The sequence below is a fragment of the Streptomyces sp. NPDC096176 genome, assembly GCF_044763255.1.
Taxonomy (GTDB): domain Bacteria; phylum Actinomycetota; class Actinomycetes; order Streptomycetales; family Streptomycetaceae; genus Streptomyces.
In genome coordinates, this window is the sequence record NZ_JBIWFV010000004.1 from 77,844 (window position 1) to 99,797 (window position 21,954).

Here is a 21,954-nt window from a genome sequence, read left to right on the forward strand (position 1 = left end):
TCTCGGGGCACCGTCCCACCCTGGCCCGCGCCTCGGTCGCCGACGGGGCTGGGACGGTCCCCGTGGGGCTGTATGCGTCCCTGTGCAGGGGCCGGGCGGCCCGGTAGGGCATGAGCGGCCGGTCTTGTCGGGGTGCCGCCCGAACCCTGCGCCTCAATCGTGGGCGGGGCTGGATGGGCCCGTGCCGGAGCGTGGGCGGGCTGGGTGTGTCAGGCGGGGAGCGCCTGGCCGGGTGCCGGCCGGTCCTGTCGGGGTGCCGCCCGGGCCTCCATCGCCGGTGGGGCCGGTGTCGCCCCCTTGCCAGGGCGTGGGCGGGGTTGGAGGCGCCCCGGTGCCTCGGGCGCAGCGTGGCCGGGACGGCCACCTCACGGGACGGCCACCGCGCCCGGGGCGGCGGCCCGGCAGGGCTGAATGGCCCCCGCGCCTCGGCGACGGGGCTCGGTGGGCCGCCGCGTCCGGGGCCCGGCGCCCGGCGGCGAAGGTCGGGCCGTGCAGCGCGATGGCCCCCGCGGGGCATTCCGCGAGGGCCATCCGAACGGCATCGGCCGCGGCGTCAGACGATCGGGCCGCCCGGCAGTTCGACCTTCGCTCCGAGCTTCTCGAGCTTCTCCATGAAGTTCTCGTAGCCCCGGTTGATCAGGTCGATGCCGTGCACCCGCGACGTCCCCTGCGCCGCCAGGGCGGCGATCAGGTAGGAGAAGCCGCCGCGCAGGTCCGGGATGACCAGGTCCGCGCCCTGGAGCTTCGTGGGGCCCGACACGACCGCGGAGTGCAGGAAGTTGCGCTGGCCGAAGCGGCAGTGGGAGCCGCCCAGGCACTCGCGGTACAGCTGGATGTGCGCGCCCATCTGGTTCAGCGCCGACGTGAAGCCGAGCCGCGACTCGTACACCGTCTCGTGGACGATGGACAGGCCCGTCGCCTGGGTCAGGGCCACCACCAGCGGCTGCTGCCAGTCCGTCTGGAAGCCGGGGTGCACGTCCGTCTCCAGCGCGATGGACTTCAGCCGCCCGCCCGGGTGCCAGAAGCGGATGCCCTCGTCGTCGATCTCGAACGCGCCACCGACCTTCCGGTACGTGTTCAGGAAGGTCATCATCGAGCGCTGCTGCGCGCCCCGCACGTAGATGTTGCCCTCGGTCGCCAGCGCCGCCGACGCCCAGGAGGCCGCCTCCAGGCGGTCGGGAAGCGCCCGGTGTGTGTAGCCGCCGAGTTTGTCGACACCCGTGATCCGGATCGTCCGGTCGGTGTCCATGGAGATGATCGCGCCCATCTTCTGCAGGACGCAGATGAGGTCCTCGATCTCCGGCTCCACCGCCGCGTTGGTCAGCTCGGTGACGCCCTCGGCGAGCACGGCCGTCAGCAGCACCTGCTCGGTCGAGCCGACCGACGGGTACGGCAGGCGGATCTTGGTGCCGCGCAGCCGCTGCGGGGCCTCCAGGTACTGGCCGTCCGCGCGCTTCTCGATCGTCGCGCCGAACTGGCGCAGCACGTCGAAGTGGAAGTCGATGGGCCGGCCGCCGATGTCGCAGCCGCCGAGGCCGGGGATGAAGGCGTGACCGAGCCGGTGCAGCAGCGGGCCGCAGAAGAGGATCGGAATGCGCGACGAGCCCGCGTGGGCATCGATGTCGGCGACGTTCGCGCTCTCGACGTGCGTGGGGTCGAGGACCAGCTCGCCGGGCTCCTCGCCGGGGCGGACAGTCACCCCGTGCAGCTGCAGCAGCCCGCGTACGACTCTCACGTCACGGATGTCCGGCACGTTGCGCAGCCGGCTCGGGCCACTGCCGAGCAGGGCGGCGACCATCGCCTTTGGCACGAGGTTCTTCGCGCCGCGGACGCGGATCTCGCCCTCGAGCGGGGTTCCGCCGTGGACAAGCAGTACATCGTCTGTGCCGGTCATGAATCTCGCGTTCCGGAGGGCTCCCCCCGGCGAAGCGAGGGAAGGGCGGTCGGGTGGCCAGAGAAAAGGGTAAGGGGGCGGAGCACCGATTCCGTAAGGGTGAGGACCCATCTCGGCCGTAATGAATTGGGCACAACACGCTCTGTCCGTCGAGCCTCGCGCACCGTCACCGTTCCGGCCCTCGGACGCGGACGCGATGCCTCCGCGTCCGCTCCGCGCACAGCATCGTCTGAGCTGCGCCCATCGCGCGCATCCCGCGGATGCCGAGGTGCACTCCTGCGCTCGGGCCCCGCGGAGCGCGAAGATGCGGGATCATGTCTGGCATGACCGAGGTGTCCTCGCTCACAGGGCGGCTGCTTGTCGCCGCACCCGCCCTGGCGGACCCCAACTTCGACCGGGCGGTGGTCCTGCTGCTCGATCACGACGACGAGGGCTCCCTCGGGGTGGTTCTGAACAGGCCCACCCCCGTGGTCGTGGAGGACATTCTCGAGTCCTGGGCGGCGCTGGCCGGTGAACCGGGCGTTGTCTTCCAGGGCGGACCCGTCTCCCTCGACTCGGCGCTCGGCGTCGCGGTGATCCCCGGCGACGAGGGCCCGCTCGGCTGGCGGCGGGTGTACGGGGCGATCGGCCTCGTCGACCTCGAGGCCCCGCCGGAGCTGCTCGGAGGGGCGCTCGGCTCCCTGCGGATCTTCGCAGGTTACGCGGGCTGGGGTCCCGGCCAACTGGAGGACGAGCTCCTGGACGGCGCGTGGTACGTCGTGGAGTCGGAGCCGGGGGACGTGTCCTCGCCCCACCCGGAGAACCTGTGGCGCTCCGTGCTGCGACGCCAGCGCAATGAGCTCGCCATGTTCGCGACGTACCCGGACGACCCGAGCCTGAACTGACCCCTGAACCGATCCGCGGCGCCGGCCCTCCGGGGCGGTTCGCCCAGACGGCAGGGCCTTGCTCCCGCAGGGGCCGTCTCGTGAGTACCCTTGGAGCCCATGAGCACTCTTGAGCCCGAGCGCGGGACAGGCACGGGGACCCTCGTAGAGCCGACACCCCAGGTGTCGCACGGCGACGGCGACCACGAGCGCTTCGCGCATTACGTCCAGAAGGACAAGATCATGGCGAGTGCCCTCGACGGCACTCCCGTCGTGGCACTGTGCGGGAAGGTCTGGGTGCCGGGGCGCGACCCCAAGAAGTACCCGGTCTGCCCCATGTGCAAGGAGATCTACGAGTCCATGGGCGCGGGTGGCGACAAGGACAAGGGCAAGGGCGGCAAGGACAAGAAGTAACCGCTCCGACCGGTCTGCTACGGCCCCCGGGACGCGCTTCGGCGCTCCCGGGGGCCGTTTGCGTTCCGTCATTCGGCGGCCGCCGTGGCATGGGCTTCCGTTGCACGGAGTGCTTCACCCGGTCACAGAGTGGTTGAGACCTCTTGTCCGGCCGTATGCCCGGCTCTAGCCTCCTGCGTGTTGTGCAGTGCGAAACACCCGTTGCGTATGTTGCAACGCCAACTCGTAGGGGTCCCCGCATGAAGCTCATTTCCCGAACAGCCGCCACGGCCGCGGCACTTGCGCTGGCGGGGATCACCGCCACCGCCTGCGCCCCCCAGACCTCCGACAACAGCGCACAGCAGGACGACAAGAGCGGCACCCTGCGGGTCTGGCTGTTCCAGGAGGTCAACAACAAGCCCAAGGAGCAGGTCGTCGACGCCGCGGTCGCCGCCTTCGAGAACGCGCACAAGGGCGCCAAGGTCGAGGTCGAGTACATACCGGTCGAGACGCGCGCCCAGAAGATGAAGGCGGCGTTCAACGACCCGAAGAGCGCCCCCGACGTCATCGAGTACGGCAACACCGACACGGCCGGCTACGTCAAGGACGGCGGACTCGCCGACGTCAGCGCCGAGTTCAACGCATGGAGCGAGGCCAAGGACAGCGACCCCACGGCCAAGCAGTCCGTCACCGTCGACGGCAGGATCTACGGCGCTCCACTCTTCGTCGGCGCCCGGGCGCTCTACTACCGCACCGACGTCTTCGAGGACCTGGGCATCGAGGCGCCCAAGACCCAGGACGTGCTCATCGCCACCGCCAAGAAAATCCACAAGCAGAAGTCGGACCTGTACGGGTTGGTCGTCGGCGGCGCCTACACCTACGGCGCCATGCCCTTCATCTGGGCCCACGGCGGCGAACTGGCGGAGGAGAGCGGCGGCTCCTACACGTCCGCCATCGACAGCCCCGCCGCCCAGAAGGGCATCAAGGCCTACACGTCCCTCTTCGGCGACGACAACTGCCCGGCCGCCAAATGCGCGTCCATGGGCGGCAACGCCACCGTCACCGCGTTCGCCTCCGGCAAGGCGGCCATGGCGATCGGCGGCGACTTCAGCCACCAGGCCGTCGAGGCCGGCTCGGTCAAGGGCAAGTACGCGGTCGTCCCGCTGCCGGGCCTGAAGGCCGGCGAGATCGCCCCCGCGTTCGCGGGCGGCAACAACGTCGGGGTGCTCAAGAGCAGTTCGCACCGCACACTGGCGGTCGACCTGATGAAGCAGCTCGCCGGCAAGGAGACCCAGCGCAAGCTCTTCGACGCGATGGGTTTCCTGCCCACGTACACCGATGTGCGCACCGAAGCGGCGAAGAAGCAGCCGTTCGTCGAGCCCTTCATCAAAACGCTGGACGCCCAGGCCAAGTTCGTCCCCGCCTCGCCCGCCTGGGGGCACATCGACGCCTCGCTCGTCCTGCCGACAATGTTCCAGGAGATCGTCAGCGGCAAGAAGGACATAGCCACGGCCTCCGGGGACGCCGCCGAGAAGATGGACGCCGCGTTCACCGACGCGGGCTGAGTCCATGGCGTACAAGACTGCCGCCGCGGAGCCGGCCGTGGTCCCCGCGGGGACCACGGGCCGTCCGCCGCGGACGAACACACCGTCCGCCACCAGGGCCCGCCGCCGTCGAGGCGCCTGGACGCCCTGGCTCTACCTCGCACCCGCCCTCGTGGTGCTTGCCGCGCTGCTGGTCTACCCCATCTACCAGCTCGGTCTGATCTCCTTCCTCGAATACACCCAGGCACAGGTCAGCGGCGGTCAACCGACCACCTTCCAGGGACTGGCCAACTACCGGGCGCTGTTCGCCGACAGCCAGTTCTGGCACGTGCTGTCGGCGACGCTGCTCTTCGCCGCGGCGTGCGTGATCACCACCCTCGCCGTCGGCTGCGCGCTGGCCGTCCTGCTGACCCGCGTGCGCGCACTGCCACGGCTCGCCCTGATGCTGGCCGCACTCGGCGCCTGGGCGACCCCCGCGATCACCGGCTCCACCGTCTGGGTCTTCCTCTTCGACCCCGACTACGGCCCGGTCAACCGTCTGCTGGGGCTGGGCGACTTCTCCTGGACGTACGGCCGCTACAGCGCCTTCGCGCTCGTCCTGTTCGAGGTCGTGTGGTGCTCGTTCCCGTTCGTGATGGTGACCGTGTACGCGGGCATCAAGGCGATCCCGGGGGAGGTGCTGGAGGCGGCCTCGCTGGACGGGGCCTCGCAGTGGCGGATCTGGCGATCCGTCATGGCACCGATGCTGCGGCCCATCCTGGCGGTCGTCACCATCCAGTCGATCATCTGGGACTTCAAGGTCTTCACCCAGATCTACGTGATGACGAACGGCGGAGGCATCGCCGGACAGAATCTCGTGCTCAACGTGTACGCCTATCAGAAGGCCTTCGCGTCCTCGCAGTACAGCCTGGGCTCCGCGATCGGCGTCGTCATGCTGCTGATCCTTCTGGCGGTCACGCTCGTCTATCTGCGGCTTCTGCGACGCCAGGGAGAAGAGATATGAGCCTCGAATCGCGCGGCCTTCGTGGCCCTCTTTCCCCGCTTGTCCGGCGGCTTTCCCCGCGGGCCGGGCGCACTGCCCCGCTTGTCCGGCGTACTTCCCTGCGGGCCGGGCGCACTGCCCCGCTTGTCCGGCGTACTTCCCTGCGGGTCCGGCGCCCCTGGCGGCTCGCGGCGGAGGCGTCGGCGCTGGTCATCGCGGTCGCCGTCGCCTTTCCGCTGTACTGGATGGTCCTCTCCGCCTTCAAACCGGCCGGTGAGATCCAGTCCACGGAGGCGAAGCCGTGGACCCTGGCTCCCTCGCTGGACTCGTTCCGCCGGGTCTTTCGGCAGGAGGACTTCGGCGGCTATTTCGTCAACAGCCTCATCGTCGCCGGGACGGTCGTCCTCGCGTCGGCCCTGATCGCGTTCCTGGCGGCCACCGCGGTCACGCGCTTCCGTTTCACGTTCCGCACGACGCTGCTGATCATGTTCCTGGTGGCGCAGATGGTGCCGGTCGAGGCCCTCACCATTCCGCTCTTCTTCCTGATGCGGGACTTCGGTCAGCTGAACACCCTCGGCTCGCTGATCCTGCCGCACATCGCCTTCTCGCTGCCGTTCGCCATCTGGATGCTGCGGGGCTTCGTCAAGGCGGTCCCCGAAGCCCTGGAGGAGGCGGCGTACATCGACGGCGCGAGCCGTAGCCGCTTCCTTTGGCAGATCCTCTTCCCGCTGGTCTTTCCCGGGCTCGTGGCGACGAGCGTCTTCTCGTTCATCTCGACGTGGAACGACTTCCTGTTCGCCAAGTCGTTCATCATCAGCGACACCTCGCAGTCGACCCTGCCGATGGCGCTGCTGGTCTTCTTCAAGCCCGACGAGAACGACTGGGGCGGGATCATGGCGGCTTCCACCGTGATGACCGTGCCGGTGCTCGTCTTCTTCGTACTCGTACAGCGGCGTCTGGTCTCCGGCCTGGGCGGCGCGGTGAAAGACTGAAAGGCTGACGGCATGACAGACCACGTGACGGACCTGATACCGGCGCCGTGCAGCGTCGCATGGGCGGCGTCCTCACCCGCCCAGTGCGTACTCGACGAGCGGACCCGGATCGACGCCCGCCCCGGCACGGAGGGAACGGAGCAGTGGCTGCGCGCCACCGTCGGCGCGGCCACCGGGCTGCCGCTCCACGCAGCCGCCGGGCGCGGGGACGGAGACGCCGGTCGCGGCGTCGGCACCAGCCGCATCGTGCTGGTCATCGACACCGACCTTGCCGACGAGGGCTACCGCCTCGTGGCGGACGGCGCCGTCATCCGGATCGAAGGCGGCAGTGCCGCAGGGGTGTTCTGGGGCGCGCAGACCCTGCGGCAGCTCCTCGGGCCGGCGGCCCACCGGCGGGCGCCGCTGACGAAGGGCGGACGGTGGGAGCTGCCCGCGGTCACCATAGAGGACGCCCCCCGGTTCTCCTGGCGCGGCATGATGCTCGACGTCTCACGGCACTTCATGCCCAAGGGCGGTGTCCTGCGCTACCTGGACCTGCTCGCCGCGCACAAGCTCAACGTCTTCCACTTCCACCTCACCGACGACCAGGGCTGGCGCATCGAGATCAAGCGGCACCCCCGGCTCACCGAGGTCGGCGCATGGCGGACACGCACCAAATACGGGCACCGGGCCTCACTCCTGTGGGACGACAAGCCACACGGCGGCTACTACACGCAGGACGACATCCGGGAGATCGTCGCCTACGCCGCCGAGCGGCATATCACCGTCGTCCCCGAGATCGACATCCCCGGGCACTCGCAGGCCGCCATCTCCGCATATCCGCAACTGGGCAACTCCGACGTCATCGACACAACCTCCCTGACAGTCTGGGACAACTGGGGCGTGAGTCCCAACGTACTCGCACCCACTGACAACACCCTTCGCTTCTATGAGGGTGTGCTCGAGGAGGTCCTCGAGCTCTTCCCGTCCACGTTCGTGCACATCGGCGGCGACGAGTGCGCCAAGGACCAGTGGAAGGCCTCCGCGGCCGCCCAGGCGCGCATCAAGGAGCTGGGACTGGCCGACGAGGACGAACTCCAGTCGTGGTTCATCCGCCACTTCGACCGCTGGCTGACCGACCGTGGCCGACGGCTCATCGGCTGGGACGAGATCCTCGAAGGAGGCCTCGCCCCCGGCGCCGCCGTCTCCTCATGGCGCGGCTACAAGGGCGGCATCGCCGCCGCGGAGGCCGGCCACGACATCGTCATGTGCCCCGAGCAGCAGGTGTACTTGGACCACCGGCAGGCCGACGGCGACGAACCGATGCCGATCGGTTTCGTACGCACCCTCGAGGACGTCTACCGTTTCGAGCCCGTGCCCCCGACGCTCACCCCCGAGGCCGCCGCGCATGTGCTGGGCACTCAGGCGAACGTCTGGACCGAGGTCATGCAGGACAGCGCCCGCGTCGACTACCAGGTCTTCCCGCGCCTCGCCGCCTTCGCCGAGGTCGCCTGGTCCCGACTGCCCGCTCCCGCCGCGCGTGACTTCACGGACTTCGAACGCCGAATGACCGCCCACTACAGCCGCCTTGACGCGCTCGGAGTCGACTACCGGCCGCCCGGAGGCCCGTTGCCGTGGCAGCGGCGCCCCGGTGTCCTCGGACGCCCGATCGACGGTGCGCCACCGAACGTGTGAGCCCCGTGCTCCAAGAGTGGGTCGGCGTCGCACCGGAGGCGAGGCGGGCGTGCGACGCCGAAGCCCCGGTGCGGCCGGGGCTCCAAGAAGAAATGGGTAAAACGGACCATTGTGACGAGCGTCAACCAGTAGGGCGGATACGCCCTTCGCGGACCCTCTCGTCGGTCGGCCCGGAAGATGTGCCAGAGTTGCCACGTCCGGCCTGTGAGCACGTACGGTACGGCAACACAGGTGGGACAGCCGGGACACCGGAAAGGGGCAGCTGGGTGACCACGCACTCACCGCAGACGGCGCAGTCGGTGACGTTGCCGGCCTCGCTCGACGAGGCAGTGGCGGCGCTCGGCGCCATGCCCGCCGCCGTTCCCGTCGCAGGCGGCACCGATCTCATGGTGGCGGTCAACAAGGGCCAGCTGCGTCCCGCCGGGCTGGTCGGCCTCGGCCGCATCAGCGAGATCCGCGGCTGGCGCTACCAGGACGGGCACGCCCTGCTCGGCGCCGGCCTCACCCACGCCCGGATGGGCCGCCCCGACTTCGCGGCCCTCATCCCCGCGCTTGCCGCGTCCGCGCGTGCGGCCGGCCCGCCCCAGATCCGTAACGCCGGCACACTCGGCGGCAACATCGCCGGCGCCGCCCCCACCGGAGACACCCTGCCCGTGCTGGCGGCGCTCGAGGCCGACCTGGTGATCGCGGGACCCGGCGGCGCCCGCCGCGAGATCCCCGTCTCGCACCTGCTGGCCGGCCGGGAGATGCTCGGCCCGGCCGAACTGATCGGCTTCGTACGGGTGCCCCTCCTGCACGCCCCGCAGGTCTTCGTGAAAGCCACCGGCCGCACCGGCCCCGGCCGCGCCACCGCATCGGTGGCCGTCGTCCTCGACCCGGCGCGGCGCGGCGTGCGCTGCGCGGTGGGCGCCATCGCGCCGATGCCGCTGCGGCCGCTGGAGGCCGAGCGCTGGATCGCGTCGCTGATCGACTGGGACGGCGAGCGCGGCCTCGCGGGCGAGGCGCTCGCCGCGTTCGGCGAATACGTCGCCGCCGCCTGCATCCCCGACCCGGCGCCGGTCCCGGCGGGCGAGGAGCAACCGGTACTGTCTCCGGCCGTACTGCATCTGCGGCGCACGGTCGCCGCGCTGGCCCGACGAGCACTGGGGAGGGCGCTGTCGTGAGCAACGAGGACAACCCGCAAGGCTTTCCGCGGGAGCTCCGGGACCTTCCGGACGGCTACGAGCCGGAGCGCGGCGGTGAGCACTACGACCAGTACGGCTCCTACGGTTCGTACGGCAGGCACGAGACACACGACGCGCACGAGGCACACGAGGCACACGAGGCATACGAGGCACACGAGGCACACGAGGCCTACGGGTCGCAGGGCGACCACGGGGGCTGGCAGCCCACGCCGCAGGGCGGCGAGTACGACGGAGAGGCCACGGCCTTCTTCCAGCTGCCGCCCGAGTTCACGGCGGACGCCGCCCCTCTCGAGGCCCCCGGGCACGGTTACGTACCACCGATGATCACTCCGCTGACTCCCGCGGTGAACGCCGATCCCGCGGCGACGGGCAACTGGGCGCCGCAGTGGCCGGAGCCCGCCCAGGAGGCTCACGAGCCCGCGGATCAGAACGGCACAGGCCAGTGGTCCTTCCACGGGGCGGAGTCGAGTGCATCGCCGCAGCCCGGCTTCGCGCCCGGGTACGACCTGCGCCCGGACGCCGCGTCGGCGCCCGCCGGCGGGGCCGAGAGCGACGCGGACCTCGATTCCGACTCGGGCGAGTTCCCGCTGCCGTCGGGAGCCGCCGCCCCCTGGGTAGGCATGACTTCGGGAGGTACGACTCCGCCGGCGACGCTGCCCGGAGGCGCGCCCGCGCCGTGGGCGACGCTGCCGGGCGGAGCGCCTGCGCAGTGGGCGGAGCAGGCGCAGCAGGAGCAGGCCCAAGTGGAGCGCGAGCAGGCCGAGGCGCAGGTGGAGCGCGAGCAGGCCGAGGAGCCGGCCGCGGCCGCTGCCCCCGACCCGGCGGCGGCAGCGGAGCCGGAGCCCCAGGACGCGGGCACCGTCCCGACCGACCCCGCCGCCTCGGTCACCGACGCCGGCGCGGCCGCGTCCGCGGCCGCAGACACGACGACCGAGACCGCCCCCGAGGAACCCGCGCCCCCGGTGCTCCCCGACGCTGTGGATTCGCTCCCGAACGGGAACGAGGAGCACCCGCCGACGTCCTACGTGCTGCGTGTCAACGGCACCGACCGCCCCGTCAGCGACGCCTGGATCGGCGAGTCACTGCTCTACGTGCTGCGCGAGCGCCTCGGCCTCGCCGGCGCCAAGGACGGCTGCTCCCAGGGCGAGTGCGGTGCCTGCAACGTGCAGGTCGACGGCCGGCTCGTCGCCTCCTGCCTGGTTCCCGCGGCGACCGCCGCAGGCTCCGAGGTCCGTACCGTCGAAGGTCTCGCCACCGACGGCGAACCCTCCGACGTCCAGCGAGCGCTGGCCGCCTGCGGCGCGGTCCAGTGCGGCTTCTGCATCCCCGGTATGGCCATGACCGTCCACGACCTCCTCGAGGGCAACCACGCCCCCACGGAACTGGAGACCCGTCAGGCCCTGTGCGGCAACCTCTGCCGCTGCTCCGGCTACCGGGGCGTCCTCGACGCCGTACGCGAGGTGGTCGCCGAACGCGCGGCGAGCGCCGCGGCCGCCATGGACCCGGCGGATGCGGAGGCCGCGACGGACGCGGGCACGGAACCCCGCATCCCGCACCAGGCGCCCCCCGGCGCAGGTAGTGTGCAGGTCCACCCGCACGACGGAGGCATGGCGTGAGCAACGACGCGGCCACCACTGCGATGCCGCAGCCGGTCGACAGCCCTCAGCCGGAAGCTCCTGCCCTCGGCCTCGGCGTCTCCCTCCCGGCGGCCGACACCCGCGCGAAGACGGAGGGCACGTTCCCCTACGCCTCCGATCTATGGGCGGAGGGTCTGCTGTGGGCGGCTCTGCTGCGCTCGCCGCACCCGCACGCTCGCATCGTCTCCGTCGACACCTCCGCCGCGCTCGAGATGCCGGGCGTACGGGCGGTCGTCACCCATGAGGACATCCCCGGCGACGGCGCGTACGGCAGGCGCATCGCGGACCGGCCCGTCTTCGCCGCCGACATCGTGCGCCACCACGGCGAGGCGATCGCAGCGGTTGCCGCCGACCACCCCGACACGGCCCGCCTCGCGGCGGCGGCGATCGCCGTCGAGTACGAGGTGCTCGAGCCGGTCACCGATCCCGAGAAGGCGTTCGCCGCAGAGCCCCTGCACCCCGACGGCAACCTCATCCGCCACATCCCGCTCAGCTACGGCGACCCCGATGTGACGGGCGAGGTGATCGTCGAGGGCCTTTACCGCATCGGCCGCCAGGACCCCGCGCCCATCGGCGCCGAGGCCGGCCTGGCCGTGCCCCGCCCCGACGGCGGCGTCGAGCTCTACGTCGCCTCCACCGACCCGCACACCGACCGCGACCTGGCGGCGGCCTGCTTCGGCCTGGAGACGGAACGCGTCAAGGTCGTCGTCACCGGCGTCCCCGGCGCGACCGGCGACCGCGAGGACCCGGGCTTCCAGCTGCCCCTGGGGCTGTTGGCGCTGCGCACCGGCTGCCCGGTCAAACTTGCGGCCACCCGCGAGGAGTCCTTCCTCGGCCACGCCCACCGCCACCCGACCCTGCTGCGCTACCGCCACCACGCCGACGCGGAAGGCCACTTGGTCAAAGTCGAGGCGCAGCTGCTGCTCGACGCGGGCGCATACGCCGACGCCTCCTCCGAGTCGCTGGCCGCCGCGGTCGCCTTCGCCTGCGGCCCGTACGTCGTCCCGCACGCCCACATCGAAGGCTGGGCGGTCCGTACGAACAACCCGCCGTCCGGTCATGTACGCGGCGAGGGCGCGATGCAGGTCTGCGCCGCCTACGAGGCGCAGATGGACAAACTCGCCACGAAACTGGGCCTGGACCAGACCGAGATCCGCCTGCGCAACGTCCTGGCCACCGGCGACATCCTCCCCACCGGCCAGACGGTCACCTGCCCGGCCCCGGTGGCCGAACTGCTCCAAGCCGTACGGGACTTCCCTCTGCCGCCCCTCCCCAAGGACTCCCCGGAGGACGACTGGCTCCTCCCGGGCGGCCCCGAGGGCGCCGGCGAACCGGGCGCGGTACGCCGCGGCGTCGGCTACGCCCTCGGCATGGTCCACATGCTCGGCGCGGAAGGCACCGACGAGGTCTCGACGGCCACGGTCAAGGTCCACGGCGGCACCGCCACGGTCATCTGCGCGGCGGTGGAGACCGGCTCCGGATTCACCACGCTCGCCCGCCAGATCGTCCAGGAGACGCTCGGCATAGACGACGTCCGCGTGGCCGCCGTGGACACCGACCAGCCCCCGGCCGGCCCGGCCGCCCACGGCCGCCACACCTGGGTCTCGGGCGGAGCCGTGGAACGCGCGGCGAAAATGGTCCGCACTCAGCTCCTCCAGCCACTGGCCCACAAGTTCGGCATGTCGACGGAGCTCCTCCAGATCACCGACGGCAAGATCACCTCGTACGACGGCGTCCTGTCGACGACGGTCACTGAAGCGATGGACGGCAAGGAACTGTGGGCCACGGCCCAATGCCGCCCCCACCCCACGGAGCCCCTGGACGCGTCCGGCCAAGGCGACGCCTTCGTGGGCCTGGCGTTCTGCGCGATCCGGGCGGTCGTCGACGTCGACATCGAACTCGGCTCGATCCGCGTGGTCGAGATGGCCGTGGCCCAGGACGTCGGCCGCGTCCTCAACCCCGCCCAACTCGCCACCCGCATCGAGGCCGGCGTCACCCAGGGCGTGGGCGCGGCTCTCACGGAGAACCTCCGCACGGCCCGCGGCCTGATCCGCCACCCCGACCTCACCGGCTACGCCCTCCCGACCTCGCTGGACGCGCCGGACATCCGCATCGTGAAACTCGTCGAAGAACGCGACGTGGTGGCCCCCTTCGGCGCCAAGCCGGCGAGCGCGGCCCCCGTGGTCACCTCCCCGGCCGCGGTGGCCTCCGCGGTCCGCGCGGCGACGGGCCGCCCGATCAACCGCCTGCCGATCCGGCCGCAGGCGGCGGTGGCTGTTCCCAACGCGTAACCCATATGCGCGATGTCGGGGCCAGTCGATAGCCTGGCCGCGTAACGCTGACGGGGGACGACCGTAATCGGATGCCCGCCTTGCAGTGGGCGCAGTCTCTGCGGTCCCGCGCGGCCACGGGCCGCCGGTCAACCGCCTCCCGCTCGGCCTGCAGACGGCGGTGGCTGTTCCAAACTCGTGACGCAGTCGGGGGGTTGCTAGTGCAATCCGGGGGTGCGCGCTGTCATGACCACTCGGTAAGCTGGACCGCGTAGACGTGTGTAAACGGGGAGGCATTCGTGGCGGAGGACGACGGGACGGGGCGGCCGGTGTACGGCCCGCCGCTGCCGACAGACGGCATGTCGAGCGACGAGCGACAGTTGCGCATGGTCAACCCGGCGCTTGCCGCCATGCTCTACGATCCGGAATCGATGACGTCGTTCAAGAAACGCGTCGACGACTTGATCATCAAACTGAACGGCTCCCCGGCGGGACCCGACAAGGTCGCTCAGGACGCCTTGACACGCGGTCAGTTCGGTGGCGGAGGGGCGTTCTGGCTCGAAGCCAACGGTCTTGCGGACGCCTACGGCACTGTCATCTCCCAGCTGAAGCAGCTTTCGCAGCTCCTCAAGGACTGCATGGAAGGCATGGGCATCGCGGTGGTGTCGTCCAAGGACGGCTACCAGGGCATGGATGACGACATCCGTCGGCGCATGCTGGCCATCCACGAGCACGCGCAGGAGCACTACGACCCGAGCCGTGATCCGGTTGCCCAGGAGAAGGCAGCTCAGGAGAAGGCACAGGACAAGGCCGATCCGGGCGCGACGGGGAAGCCGGGCGACACCGCTGGTGCCGGCGGACTCAAGTAACGGTTGGCGGGGACTACGGGGACAAGTGAGGCAGACGAATGGCTGAGATTGCCGAGGGCGGCAGTGGCGGGGGACGGACCAACTTCGACGGTCTGACCCACGAACAGATGCTTGCCTGGCTTGACAAGGCCGACAAGGACACGGTCAAAGCAGCTGCCGACAGGCTGTCCGCAGCGGCTTTCGATATTCGTGAGATCGCTCAGCAGCTGAAGTTCCGGCCAGAACGGGTCGAGTGGGAGGGCGAAGGTTTCCAGGCGTTCGTCGACTGGGGCGCCAGTCTGTCGAGTGCGACCTTCCGGCTTGCCGATTACAGCGATGAGGCGTCGAAGGCGATGGCGGATGCGGCGAACGTGATCGCCGAGGTCCAGAGCGCGATCCCCCGCGACATCGCCGGTTCGAAGGCCAACCTGGATGCGGCTCTCGACAACCCGAACGACCCGGATGCGGACGACATCGCGAGCAAGGCCCGCGCGGATTTGGACAAAAAGCGCCACGAGGCCATCGCGCAGATGAACAAGCTGGCCGGGGCGTACCAGCAGTCCAGCACGCGGATGGAAACGCAGGAACTGCCGACGTTCCAGCCGCCGCCGGATCGGTTCGTGCCGGAAGGCGACGGGCGTATCAACGGCACGGACTTCTCGCGTTCCGGTGCGGCAGGCTCCCAGGGGCAGTCTGATACCGCTTCGTATGCTCAGCCTGCGCAACGTGAGGTCGCACCGGCTGAAGCCGCGCAGCGGGATGGGAGTGTCAACTCGTTGGCACCCCGGCAGGAACGGCCTGTAGCGATGGAAATCGACAGCGTTGACACCCTGCCGCCGACTGCTCCGAACGTGCCCCCCAGCCCTCCTGCGCCCGGCCCGGTTCGACCCGAACCCGGAGGGCCGCCTCCGTTCGGCCCTGTAGCCCCTGCGCTCGGTGGTGGCAAGCCGGTGCCTCCGGCGATGCAGAACCCGACCGGTAAGCGTGCGCTCGGTGCGCGCCCCCCCTTCCTGCCTGGGCAGCCCGGTGGGACCGGGCCAGTAGGTCCTCCTGCGTCCCGAATGCCCCGCGACAGTGGGATCACGGGTGGCCGCCAGGTACCACCGGCTTCGGGGAAGCCTGCCGTTGGCCTTCCACGGAGTCCGGTCGTCGGAACCGAAAGCGTCCACGGGCGTACGCCGACGGCTCACGGCGGCGGAAGTATGCACTCCGCCCAGGGTGGCACCAGTCCTGGCCGTCGTCTTGCCGGCGAGACCGGAGGGATCGTCGGAGGTCGGCCGTCGCAGCCCGGTGCTAACGGTGCTCGTCCCTTTACACCGGGCGGCTCGGGTCTGGTGCGGGGAGCAACCGGCGGATCCACGGGACAGGCATCCGGTCAGCCGTTCATGCGTGGTGCCGTTCCCTCTCAGAGCGCTGGCGACCGGCGCCCTGAGACGAACGGTGAACGCCCTGACTACCTTGTCGAGGACGAGGAGACCTGGCGGGCCAGTCGTCGTGTGGCACCGCCTGTCATCGATTGACCGTTCGAAGCACAAGATTGAGGAAGTGGATGACGACCAGCATTAGCCGACCTTCGCGTGGGCGCGCAGCCGGAGTGGCCACGTTGGGGCTGTTGTTGCTGGGCGTCGCCACTACCCCCGCGCATGCGGAAAGCGTGCGATCCCAGCAGTGGCACCTGGATGCCATGGGCGCGGAGGAGATCTGGCAGATCAGTACAGGGAAGGGCGTCAAGGTCGCTGTCATCGACAGCGGAGTTGACGCCACAAACGGTGACCTCCGAGGGCAGGTACTCAAGGGCAAGAACCTGGCGTCCGGCGAAAGGGGCGACGAGCGAACCGACCCGGACGGCCACGGCACCGGCATGGCAGGCATCATCGCAGGCACCGGTGAGAGCGGCGGTGGTGACGGAGCCTTTGGCCTTGCTCCCGACGTCAAGATCGTCCCGATCAGGCTCCCCGATGTTGAGTGGGAGAACAATCGACCGGAGGTGATCGCCCGGTCCAACAAAGTCACGGCTGAGGCGATCCGGTATGCCGCTGATCAGGGCATCCCAGTAATCAACTTGTCCATCGGATGGAACAGTGGGTCTGCAGAGTTGGCCGACTCGGTGCGGTATGCGCTGGAGCGGGGTTCGCTGCTGTTTGCTTCCGTTGGCAACAGTGGTGATGTAGACAACAAACCCGAGTACCCGGGAGCCACGCCTGGTGTCGTCGGCGTCGGCGCCATCGGCGAAGATCTCCAGAAGACTGAGGAATCGCAGTACGGGCCGCAGGTGGACTTGGCCGCACCTGGCGATGACATCGTGCACGCCTGTGGTGGCAAGACCGGCCTTTGCACGGGACACGGCACAAGCGCAGCAAGTGCTCTCGCCTCTGCCACCGCCGCCCTCATCTGGTCCAAGCACCCCGAGTGGACCAACAACCAGGTGCTCCGGGTCATGCTCAACACTGTGAGTGGCCCGACCAGCGGCAACAAGCGCAATGACTACATTGGTTACGGCGCGCTGCGTCCGCTGCGGGCCCTCAAGACACCGGGCGAGCCCGGTCCGGCCGACGAGTATCCGTTGCCCGATCTGGCCGCCGCTGCTCCCGAGTCGCCGTCGGCGAAGCCTGGGCCCGCAGCCGGTAAGGACGCGGAGAAGAACGAGCCTGCAGAGGCCGCGCCCGGAGCAGAAGATGGCGGCAACGCAGCTCTGTGGATCTCAGTAGGTGTCGGTGCCGCAGTGATCATGGGTGGGGCAGTGGCTCTGTCTGTGGTTCGTTCACGGCGTAGTTACAGCTAGACGCGGTGATGTGGCACCAACCGCCCTCAGGAGTCGCCGTGTCCGGGGGCGGTTGGACTTATCCCGGCGTCGAGTGCACGAAGAGGTTGTCCAGACACGGGTAGGGCGGTCAGCGAGTTCGAGTCGGGAACGAAGACGCGGTTGCCGCCGGTTGAGAGCCCCAACCGTTTGTTCCGGCCCCCTTTCTAGACCATGCGCGGATTGCCCGATCCCAGTTCGAGACCGCTGACATGCGGTGAGTTTCGTCCGTGTCGACGAGTCAGACTCCCCCAGTGTCCGCATGAGGCCGTTGCCTCTACCTGAGTTGCTTGCCCGTCAGAGGGACAAGACGGGTCCCAGGTCTTGCGGCCGTTGGCGGTGGCGACAGGGATGACGTCTCCCGGGGCCGTGCAGACCACGAGACGTCGGGGCTGCGATGCCGAGCGGCGGCACTTCTGTGCGGATAGCTTCACTGCGACCTGTGGTCGTGAGCTCGAGCAGGCGTGGAGAACGCAATGCAGAAGTCGCAGACTCGCAGTTATGGCGGGCTCGATTTCGTCGTAGTGTGTTCGGGTCGGCGATCCGCTGGCGCTCGCATATCGTTTGCGCACGTTCCGGGGGATTCATGTCGTTCGAGACCGAGTGGGCTTCGGTCCGTTCCGAGGCCACCTCAAATGTCAGCATGCGCTTGAACCAGGTGCCCGACGAGGGCGGGGGCAGCAGCAATGTCGATCTGAGCGTCAGCCAGGACAAGCTGGGCGCTATCGGTAGTGCCGCGTATGTCCTGCATGGCCGGTTGAGCGCGGTGGGCAAGCAGGCCAATGCGAGCACATCCGAGGCTGCGACGATGATGACCAGTAATGGCTTCCGGACCGGTGTGGCCATGTCGACGGTGCACGAGACATGGGGCTCCCAGCTGAATACGCTGCTCGACGCGTGTGCGAACATCTCGAACCATCTGGATTACAGTGCGGCGTCGCATGAGAAGGAAGAGAAGGATATCGTTGCTTCTCTTTCCGTGTCGAAGATCAACGAGTACCTGAAGTAGCTCGTGGGAGCCATGTTGACGTTCGACAACGTGTATCACGCTCCGCTCGACAAGCTGAAGGCGTCGGTGGACGACTGGTCGAAGATGACGACCGCGCTCGAAACCCTCGCGACGGATGCCCGATCGGCGATGGCGGCGAAGGCGAAGGACGACTACTGGCGAGGTGTGAACCCGCCCTGCGCGGGTTGTGGGCCACCTGTCACAGTCGGAGCCGCCGTCGAACACGGCGGAAGTGCACAAGGGGAACATGGCGGTGCTTCACTCGGCTGCACTTGCTGTCGCCGGGGAACTGAAGTGCGAGGGGAAGGCGGGGCTCCCTGCCGAACCGCAGCTGACGCCGATGGACTGACCTCGGGAGCAGCCGGACTCGTGCGGTCGGCCGTGGTACGGGGTCTGGGGCGTCCTGAGTTCGGCGCGTCACTTGCAGTTCAGCTTGCGCTGCGCGAACGCCACGAACTGGCGCATCATTGCGGGAAGGGCCTTGCGCGGTTTCTCGTCCTCGGGTGGGGCAAAGGTATTGAGACGCAAATCGATGTACTTGCCCGGAGTCGATGGCGTCTTTGAGGGCTCACAGATGATGTACGAGGCAGCGCCGTTGTACCAGATAATACCCTTCTCGCCTGCATCCATGGGGTCGGGGTCGGCCTTCTCGTAGCTGGTCCAGTCGATTCCTCGCTCAAAGTCCTCGTACTTGGCTGTTGCTTGAAATTGCGTGCGGCCGTCGATGTCGAGGGAACATGTCGTGGAGTCGAGGTCTTCGACAAGCACGAAAGGCCTTGATGAAACGGTGGCCTTCTCTCCGGTCGGTAGGAAATGGGTAAGGTCCCTACTGGCGAAGACGTCCCAGCAGATCCGGGCTGGAATTGATGGGATGGCTTTGTCCTCGCCGCCGGAGCAGCCCGTCATGACTGGGATCAAGACAATGAACGTTGCGGCGGTCGCAGCAATGTCGCGTAGTTGACGCACAGCTAATTCCCCTTGGGGTCCGAACTGGCTACCAGGTCTCGCCCGACGGAGTGAGCTGCCCCCACCTGCGTGGAGGCCGAACCTTGGTATTCCTCGATCTGCTCACGCGATAGGCCGGAACCTCTTGCACCCGTTTCAACGGCGTTTCTAGCTGCCCCTTTGGCCGCCTCCTCTGCCTGTCCGTAACCCGCGGAGGATTCGCGACGAGACTCCTCGGATTTGTCCTGCTCCGCACCCTTGACCGCAGATTCCGTGATGTCTTCCTTGATCCACATGATCACGTCGCCCCCCACCGGGATCATCTCGACGTACTTGCCCCCCACCGCATCGATGACCCGGTTAGTCCACTTGGCGTTGTCCGCCACGCCCTGGTTGTACTCCGCCGCCTCGTGAGTCTTCGCGTCATGGATGGCCTGTGCCCGGGCCTCCGTCATCATGCCCGCGATCTCGCCTCCCGGATGGACGGCGTTCCGCACCGCCTCGCCCGTGTCGCCGTGTTGCTCCGGGTTCTGGAACACGTCGGACACAAGTGCCGTCGTATACGCCTGCTGGGCGTTGGTGATTGCGCCGTAGGCCTGGGGGTCCTGGCCGACGGCGCCGAGGAACGCAGCCATCTCGTCCTTGCGGAAGTGGGCCGGCTCCCCGAACGGCTTGATCTGGTCCGCGCCGTTCTCCGCGGTGGCCTGGAGGTCCGGCATGTACTCGGCTGCCATGTTGCCGAAGTGCGGGGCCAGACCGCTCAGCGGGCCCGGCGGGTCACCGGGCTTCGCCGCGATCAGAGACGGGTCCGTGCCGATCTTTGCCACGACCTGTTCCATCACGCTGCTCATTGCCTTGGTGTGCGACACCGGCGGTGCGTCCTCGTCGCCCGGTACGCGGCCGGTGACTGCCGCCTCCAAGGCGTTGCCGAGGGCTGTCTGGCCCGGGTTGGTCTCTCCGCCGACGGTGGTGTCGTACCAGTCGGCGGTCGGCTTCCTGTCCAGCATGTAGTCGACGACGCCTTGCGCGTCCTTGCCCTTGATCGCGCCGTCCGACAGCGTGACGTTGCCGTCCTTGTTGGTGTCCTCGCGCACGGGCTCGTTGAAGAATGCTGTTGATGCCTCGGGGTTCTTGCTCATGGCCTCCATGAGGCCGGTGAGCGGATTGAACCCTTTGCCGCCCTCCCCGTCCAGGTTGATGGCCATGGTGCGGCTGAGCGGCATGTCCCGGTTCCAGATTTCCGGGTTCTGCTTGTCCATCGCCACCATGTCGCGGCCCACGGCGGTGAGGAAGTCCTTGTCATACGTCCCCTCCCGCAGGAGGGCCCCCAGGGCCTGGTAGCCGTACACCTTGGTGCCGGGAGTCGTGAACCCCGATACATCGACCTCCTTGCGGCCGGCTTTCAACAGCTGCGTGGTCCATGTGGCGTCGAGGTGGTTCGGAGTGGACATCTGGGTGGCGAGGCCGAGCATCGCCCCCATGTCGCCCTGAATGCTGCGCACCATGTTCACACGGTCCGGGCCGGCCGGGCCGAGTGATGTCGCGTTGAGAGACATGTTCGCGTACGTCTCGAGCGTGCCTTCCGCGCCGAGCTTCCGGTAGAAGCCGACGGAGAACTCGGGGTCGGTGCGGTTGTCGTCGAGGAGGTCCTCGAGTTCTTTGAGAGCCGCTACATTGCGTGCGGTGCCGCCTTCTCCCGTGACCTTCTCGACGAGAGCTGCCGCCCGCGCCACCTGCTCCGCGTCGAGGCTCTTGTACTTCGGGGCCGTGAAGTTGTGGTCATCCGTCACGTTCGCCGCGAGTGCCCGCTTCAGCGATTCGTCGGCGTCGGAGCAGTCTTCGACGATCCGGTCGATCTTCTTCTGCCAGGAGTGGCGGGCTTCCTTCTGCTTCCGCAGGGTTGCCGCGTACAGGTCCCGATTGGGCTCGTGCAGCGCTGCTGTGTCGTCCTCGATCGGGTGCCGCAGTATCACCTTGCCGTTGGCGTCCACGTGGATACCGGCGGCCGGTCCTTCCTCGTCCCTGATCCTGACCAGCGCGTCCCTTGCCGTCTTGAACGAGGTGTGCGCTTCCTGCAGTAGTAGCTTGATGCCCTTGGCCTGGGCGGTCGCGTCGTCGAATTCCTTCGCGGTCTTCGTGATGAACGGCTTGGTGACGGCCGCGTTCACTCCCGCCCAATCGGCCTTGTCGGACTTGGCCTTCATGCCCCGCCGGGCGTCGTCGGCGAGCCTCTCCAGCTTGGTCGCCATTTCGGACCAGCCGTCGGCAGCTGCCTTCAGCTTGCCGACAGGCGCATTGACGACGTCATCGAATTGCAGCACTGCGCTTCCCCCGGCGCTTACTGGAAATACTCGTTGAGCTTGGAGACCGCGAGCAACTTGCCGGCGATGTCAGCGTCGTTGTCGGCGTGAGCAGCTTTGGTGCAGTCGAGGTGGTTCGAGATCTGAGCGCATGCGTCGAGCAGGGTCCGCAGCTGCTTGTTCCATCGGTCGTGCACCTTCAGGAGCTCCGGTCCGCTGACGAAGTTGTTGTTCGTCAGGGTGGTGGCCGCGTCGAAGGTTGACGCACTGGCGTGGTCGCCTTCGCGTGACAGTCTGCTGTGGAGGTTGAATGCGTCATGGCCGACCGCTCCGAGGTCGTCCTGGCTGACGCTCAGGTCGACGGGCCCGCCGGAGCTGCCGCCCCCGCTTCCGTCGGAATGATTGAGCCGCATGGCAACGGTCTTCGAAGCTCCGGCTCTGGCGGTTGCCCACTCTTCGTCGAACGTCACGGATCCTCCGAACCGCCGCTTGGCCCTCTGCGCCCCGCTCGGTCCGGACAGGGCGTGTCGTGCTCGAAGACCCTAGCGGAGATGGCCCTGTGCTCATGCGCAGGTGCAATGTACTCGTCGGCTCCGTCGGCATTATGAGAGGCCCGTCA

At 68.8% G+C, this 21,954-nt stretch carries 17 protein-coding genes; 13 read left to right on the forward strand and 4 right to left on the reverse strand.

Annotated elements, in window-relative coordinates; genetic code table 11:
• Window positions 1-553 precede the first annotated feature (553 nt).
• Window positions 554-1,894 carry a UDP-N-acetylglucosamine 1-carboxyvinyltransferase gene (gene murA, locus ACIQ7Q_RS12125; protein WP_356633178.1) on the reverse strand — a complete coding sequence of 447 codons (1,341 nt, stop codon included), beginning with the start codon at window positions 1,892-1,894 and terminating at the stop codon, window positions 554-556.
• 323 nt (window positions 1,895-2,217) lie between these two features.
• On the opposite strand from murA, the gene ACIQ7Q_RS12130 reads away from it, so the two are divergent.
• The 13 genes from ACIQ7Q_RS12130 to ACIQ7Q_RS12190 all read left to right on the forward strand — a co-directional run bounded on the left by ACIQ7Q_RS12130 (window position 2,218) and on the right by ACIQ7Q_RS12190 (window position 18,090).
• Entirely contained in the window at window positions 2,218-2,778 is a 561-nt protein-coding gene (locus ACIQ7Q_RS12130) for a YqgE/AlgH family protein (RefSeq protein ID WP_403859291.1), read from the forward strand.
• Window positions 2,779-2,877: 99 nt separating this feature from the next.
• Window positions 2,878-3,171 carry a DUF3039 domain-containing protein gene (locus ACIQ7Q_RS12135; protein ID WP_356633182.1) on the forward strand — a complete coding sequence of 98 codons (294 nt, stop codon included), beginning with the start codon at window positions 2,878-2,880 and terminating at the stop codon, window positions 3,169-3,171.
• Between the two features lie 239 nt (window positions 3,172-3,410).
• Window positions 3,411-4,715, forward strand: a complete 1,305-nt coding sequence (locus ACIQ7Q_RS12140; RefSeq protein ID WP_403859293.1) for an extracellular solute-binding protein — start codon at window positions 3,411-3,413, stop codon at window positions 4,713-4,715.
• A gap of 4 nt (window positions 4,716-4,719) precedes the next feature.
• Window positions 4,720-5,697, forward strand: a complete 978-nt coding sequence (locus ACIQ7Q_RS12145) for a carbohydrate ABC transporter permease (protein WP_403859295.1) — start codon at window positions 4,720-4,722, stop codon at window positions 5,695-5,697.
• Window positions 5,694-6,668, forward strand: a complete 975-nt coding sequence (locus tag ACIQ7Q_RS12150; RefSeq protein WP_403859297.1) for a carbohydrate ABC transporter permease — start codon at window positions 5,694-5,696, stop codon at window positions 6,666-6,668. Before ACIQ7Q_RS12145 ends, ACIQ7Q_RS12150 begins: the two co-directional genes overlap by 4 nt.
• 12 nt (window positions 6,669-6,680) lie before the next feature.
• Window positions 6,681-8,342, forward strand: a complete 1,662-nt coding sequence (locus ACIQ7Q_RS12155; RefSeq protein ID WP_403859299.1) for a beta-N-acetylhexosaminidase — start codon at window positions 6,681-6,683, stop codon at window positions 8,340-8,342.
• Between the two features lie 266 nt (window positions 8,343-8,608).
• Complete coding sequence (locus ACIQ7Q_RS12160) at window positions 8,609-9,505, forward strand: FAD binding domain-containing protein (RefSeq protein ID WP_403859301.1); 897 nt, start codon at window positions 8,609-8,611, stop codon at window positions 9,503-9,505.
• Window positions 9,502-11,142 carry a 2Fe-2S iron-sulfur cluster-binding protein gene (locus ACIQ7Q_RS12165; RefSeq protein ID WP_403859303.1) on the forward strand — a complete coding sequence of 547 codons (1,641 nt, stop codon included), beginning with the start codon at window positions 9,502-9,504 and terminating at the stop codon, window positions 11,140-11,142. Before ACIQ7Q_RS12160 ends, ACIQ7Q_RS12165 begins: the two co-directional genes overlap by 4 nt.
• Window positions 11,139-13,454: a xanthine dehydrogenase family protein molybdopterin-binding subunit gene (locus ACIQ7Q_RS12170; protein ID WP_403859305.1), complete on the forward strand. Its 2,316-nt coding sequence runs from the start codon at window positions 11,139-11,141 to the stop codon at window positions 13,452-13,454. Before ACIQ7Q_RS12165 ends, ACIQ7Q_RS12170 begins: the two co-directional genes overlap by 4 nt.
• Window positions 13,455-13,732: 278 nt before the next feature.
• Window positions 13,733-14,302 carry a hypothetical protein gene (locus ACIQ7Q_RS12175; protein WP_403859307.1) on the forward strand — a complete coding sequence of 190 codons (570 nt, stop codon included), beginning with the start codon at window positions 13,733-13,735 and terminating at the stop codon, window positions 14,300-14,302.
• Between the two features lie 38 nt (window positions 14,303-14,340).
• Complete coding sequence (locus ACIQ7Q_RS12180) at window positions 14,341-15,801, forward strand: hypothetical protein (protein WP_403859309.1); 1,461 nt, start codon at window positions 14,341-14,343, stop codon at window positions 15,799-15,801.
• A gap of 29 nt (window positions 15,802-15,830) precedes the next feature.
• Window positions 15,831-17,063, forward strand: coding sequence for a type VII secretion-associated serine protease mycosin (gene mycP / locus ACIQ7Q_RS12185; RefSeq protein WP_403859311.1), 1,233 nt, complete (start codon window positions 15,831-15,833; stop codon window positions 17,061-17,063).
• Window positions 17,064-17,667: 604 nt separating this feature from the next.
• A complete protein-coding gene (locus ACIQ7Q_RS12190) occupies window positions 17,668-18,090 on the forward strand; it encodes a hypothetical protein (protein ID WP_403859313.1) in 423 nt (140 codons plus the stop codon).
• 417 nt (window positions 18,091-18,507) lie between these two features.
• Here ACIQ7Q_RS12190 and ACIQ7Q_RS12195 read toward each other — a convergent pair whose 3' ends face one another.
• Genes ACIQ7Q_RS12195 through ACIQ7Q_RS12205 form a run of 3 tightly spaced genes read right to left on the reverse strand, consistent with a single transcriptional unit; the run spans window position 18,508 to window position 21,805 of the window.
• Window positions 18,508-19,056, reverse strand: coding sequence for a hypothetical protein (locus ACIQ7Q_RS12195; RefSeq protein ID WP_403859315.1), 549 nt, complete (start codon window positions 19,054-19,056; stop codon window positions 18,508-18,510).
• A gap of 2 nt (window positions 19,057-19,058) precedes the next feature.
• The gene (locus ACIQ7Q_RS12200) at window positions 19,059-21,356 is read right to left on the reverse strand and encodes a DUF6571 family protein (RefSeq protein WP_403859317.1); all 2,298 of its coding nucleotides are present in this window, start codon (window positions 21,354-21,356) and stop codon (window positions 19,059-19,061) included.
• Window positions 21,357-21,373: 17 nt separating this feature from the next.
• Window positions 21,374-21,805: a hypothetical protein gene (locus ACIQ7Q_RS12205; RefSeq protein ID WP_403859319.1), complete on the reverse strand. Its 432-nt coding sequence runs from the start codon at window positions 21,803-21,805 to the stop codon at window positions 21,374-21,376.
• Window positions 21,806-21,954: the final 149 nt, after the last annotated feature.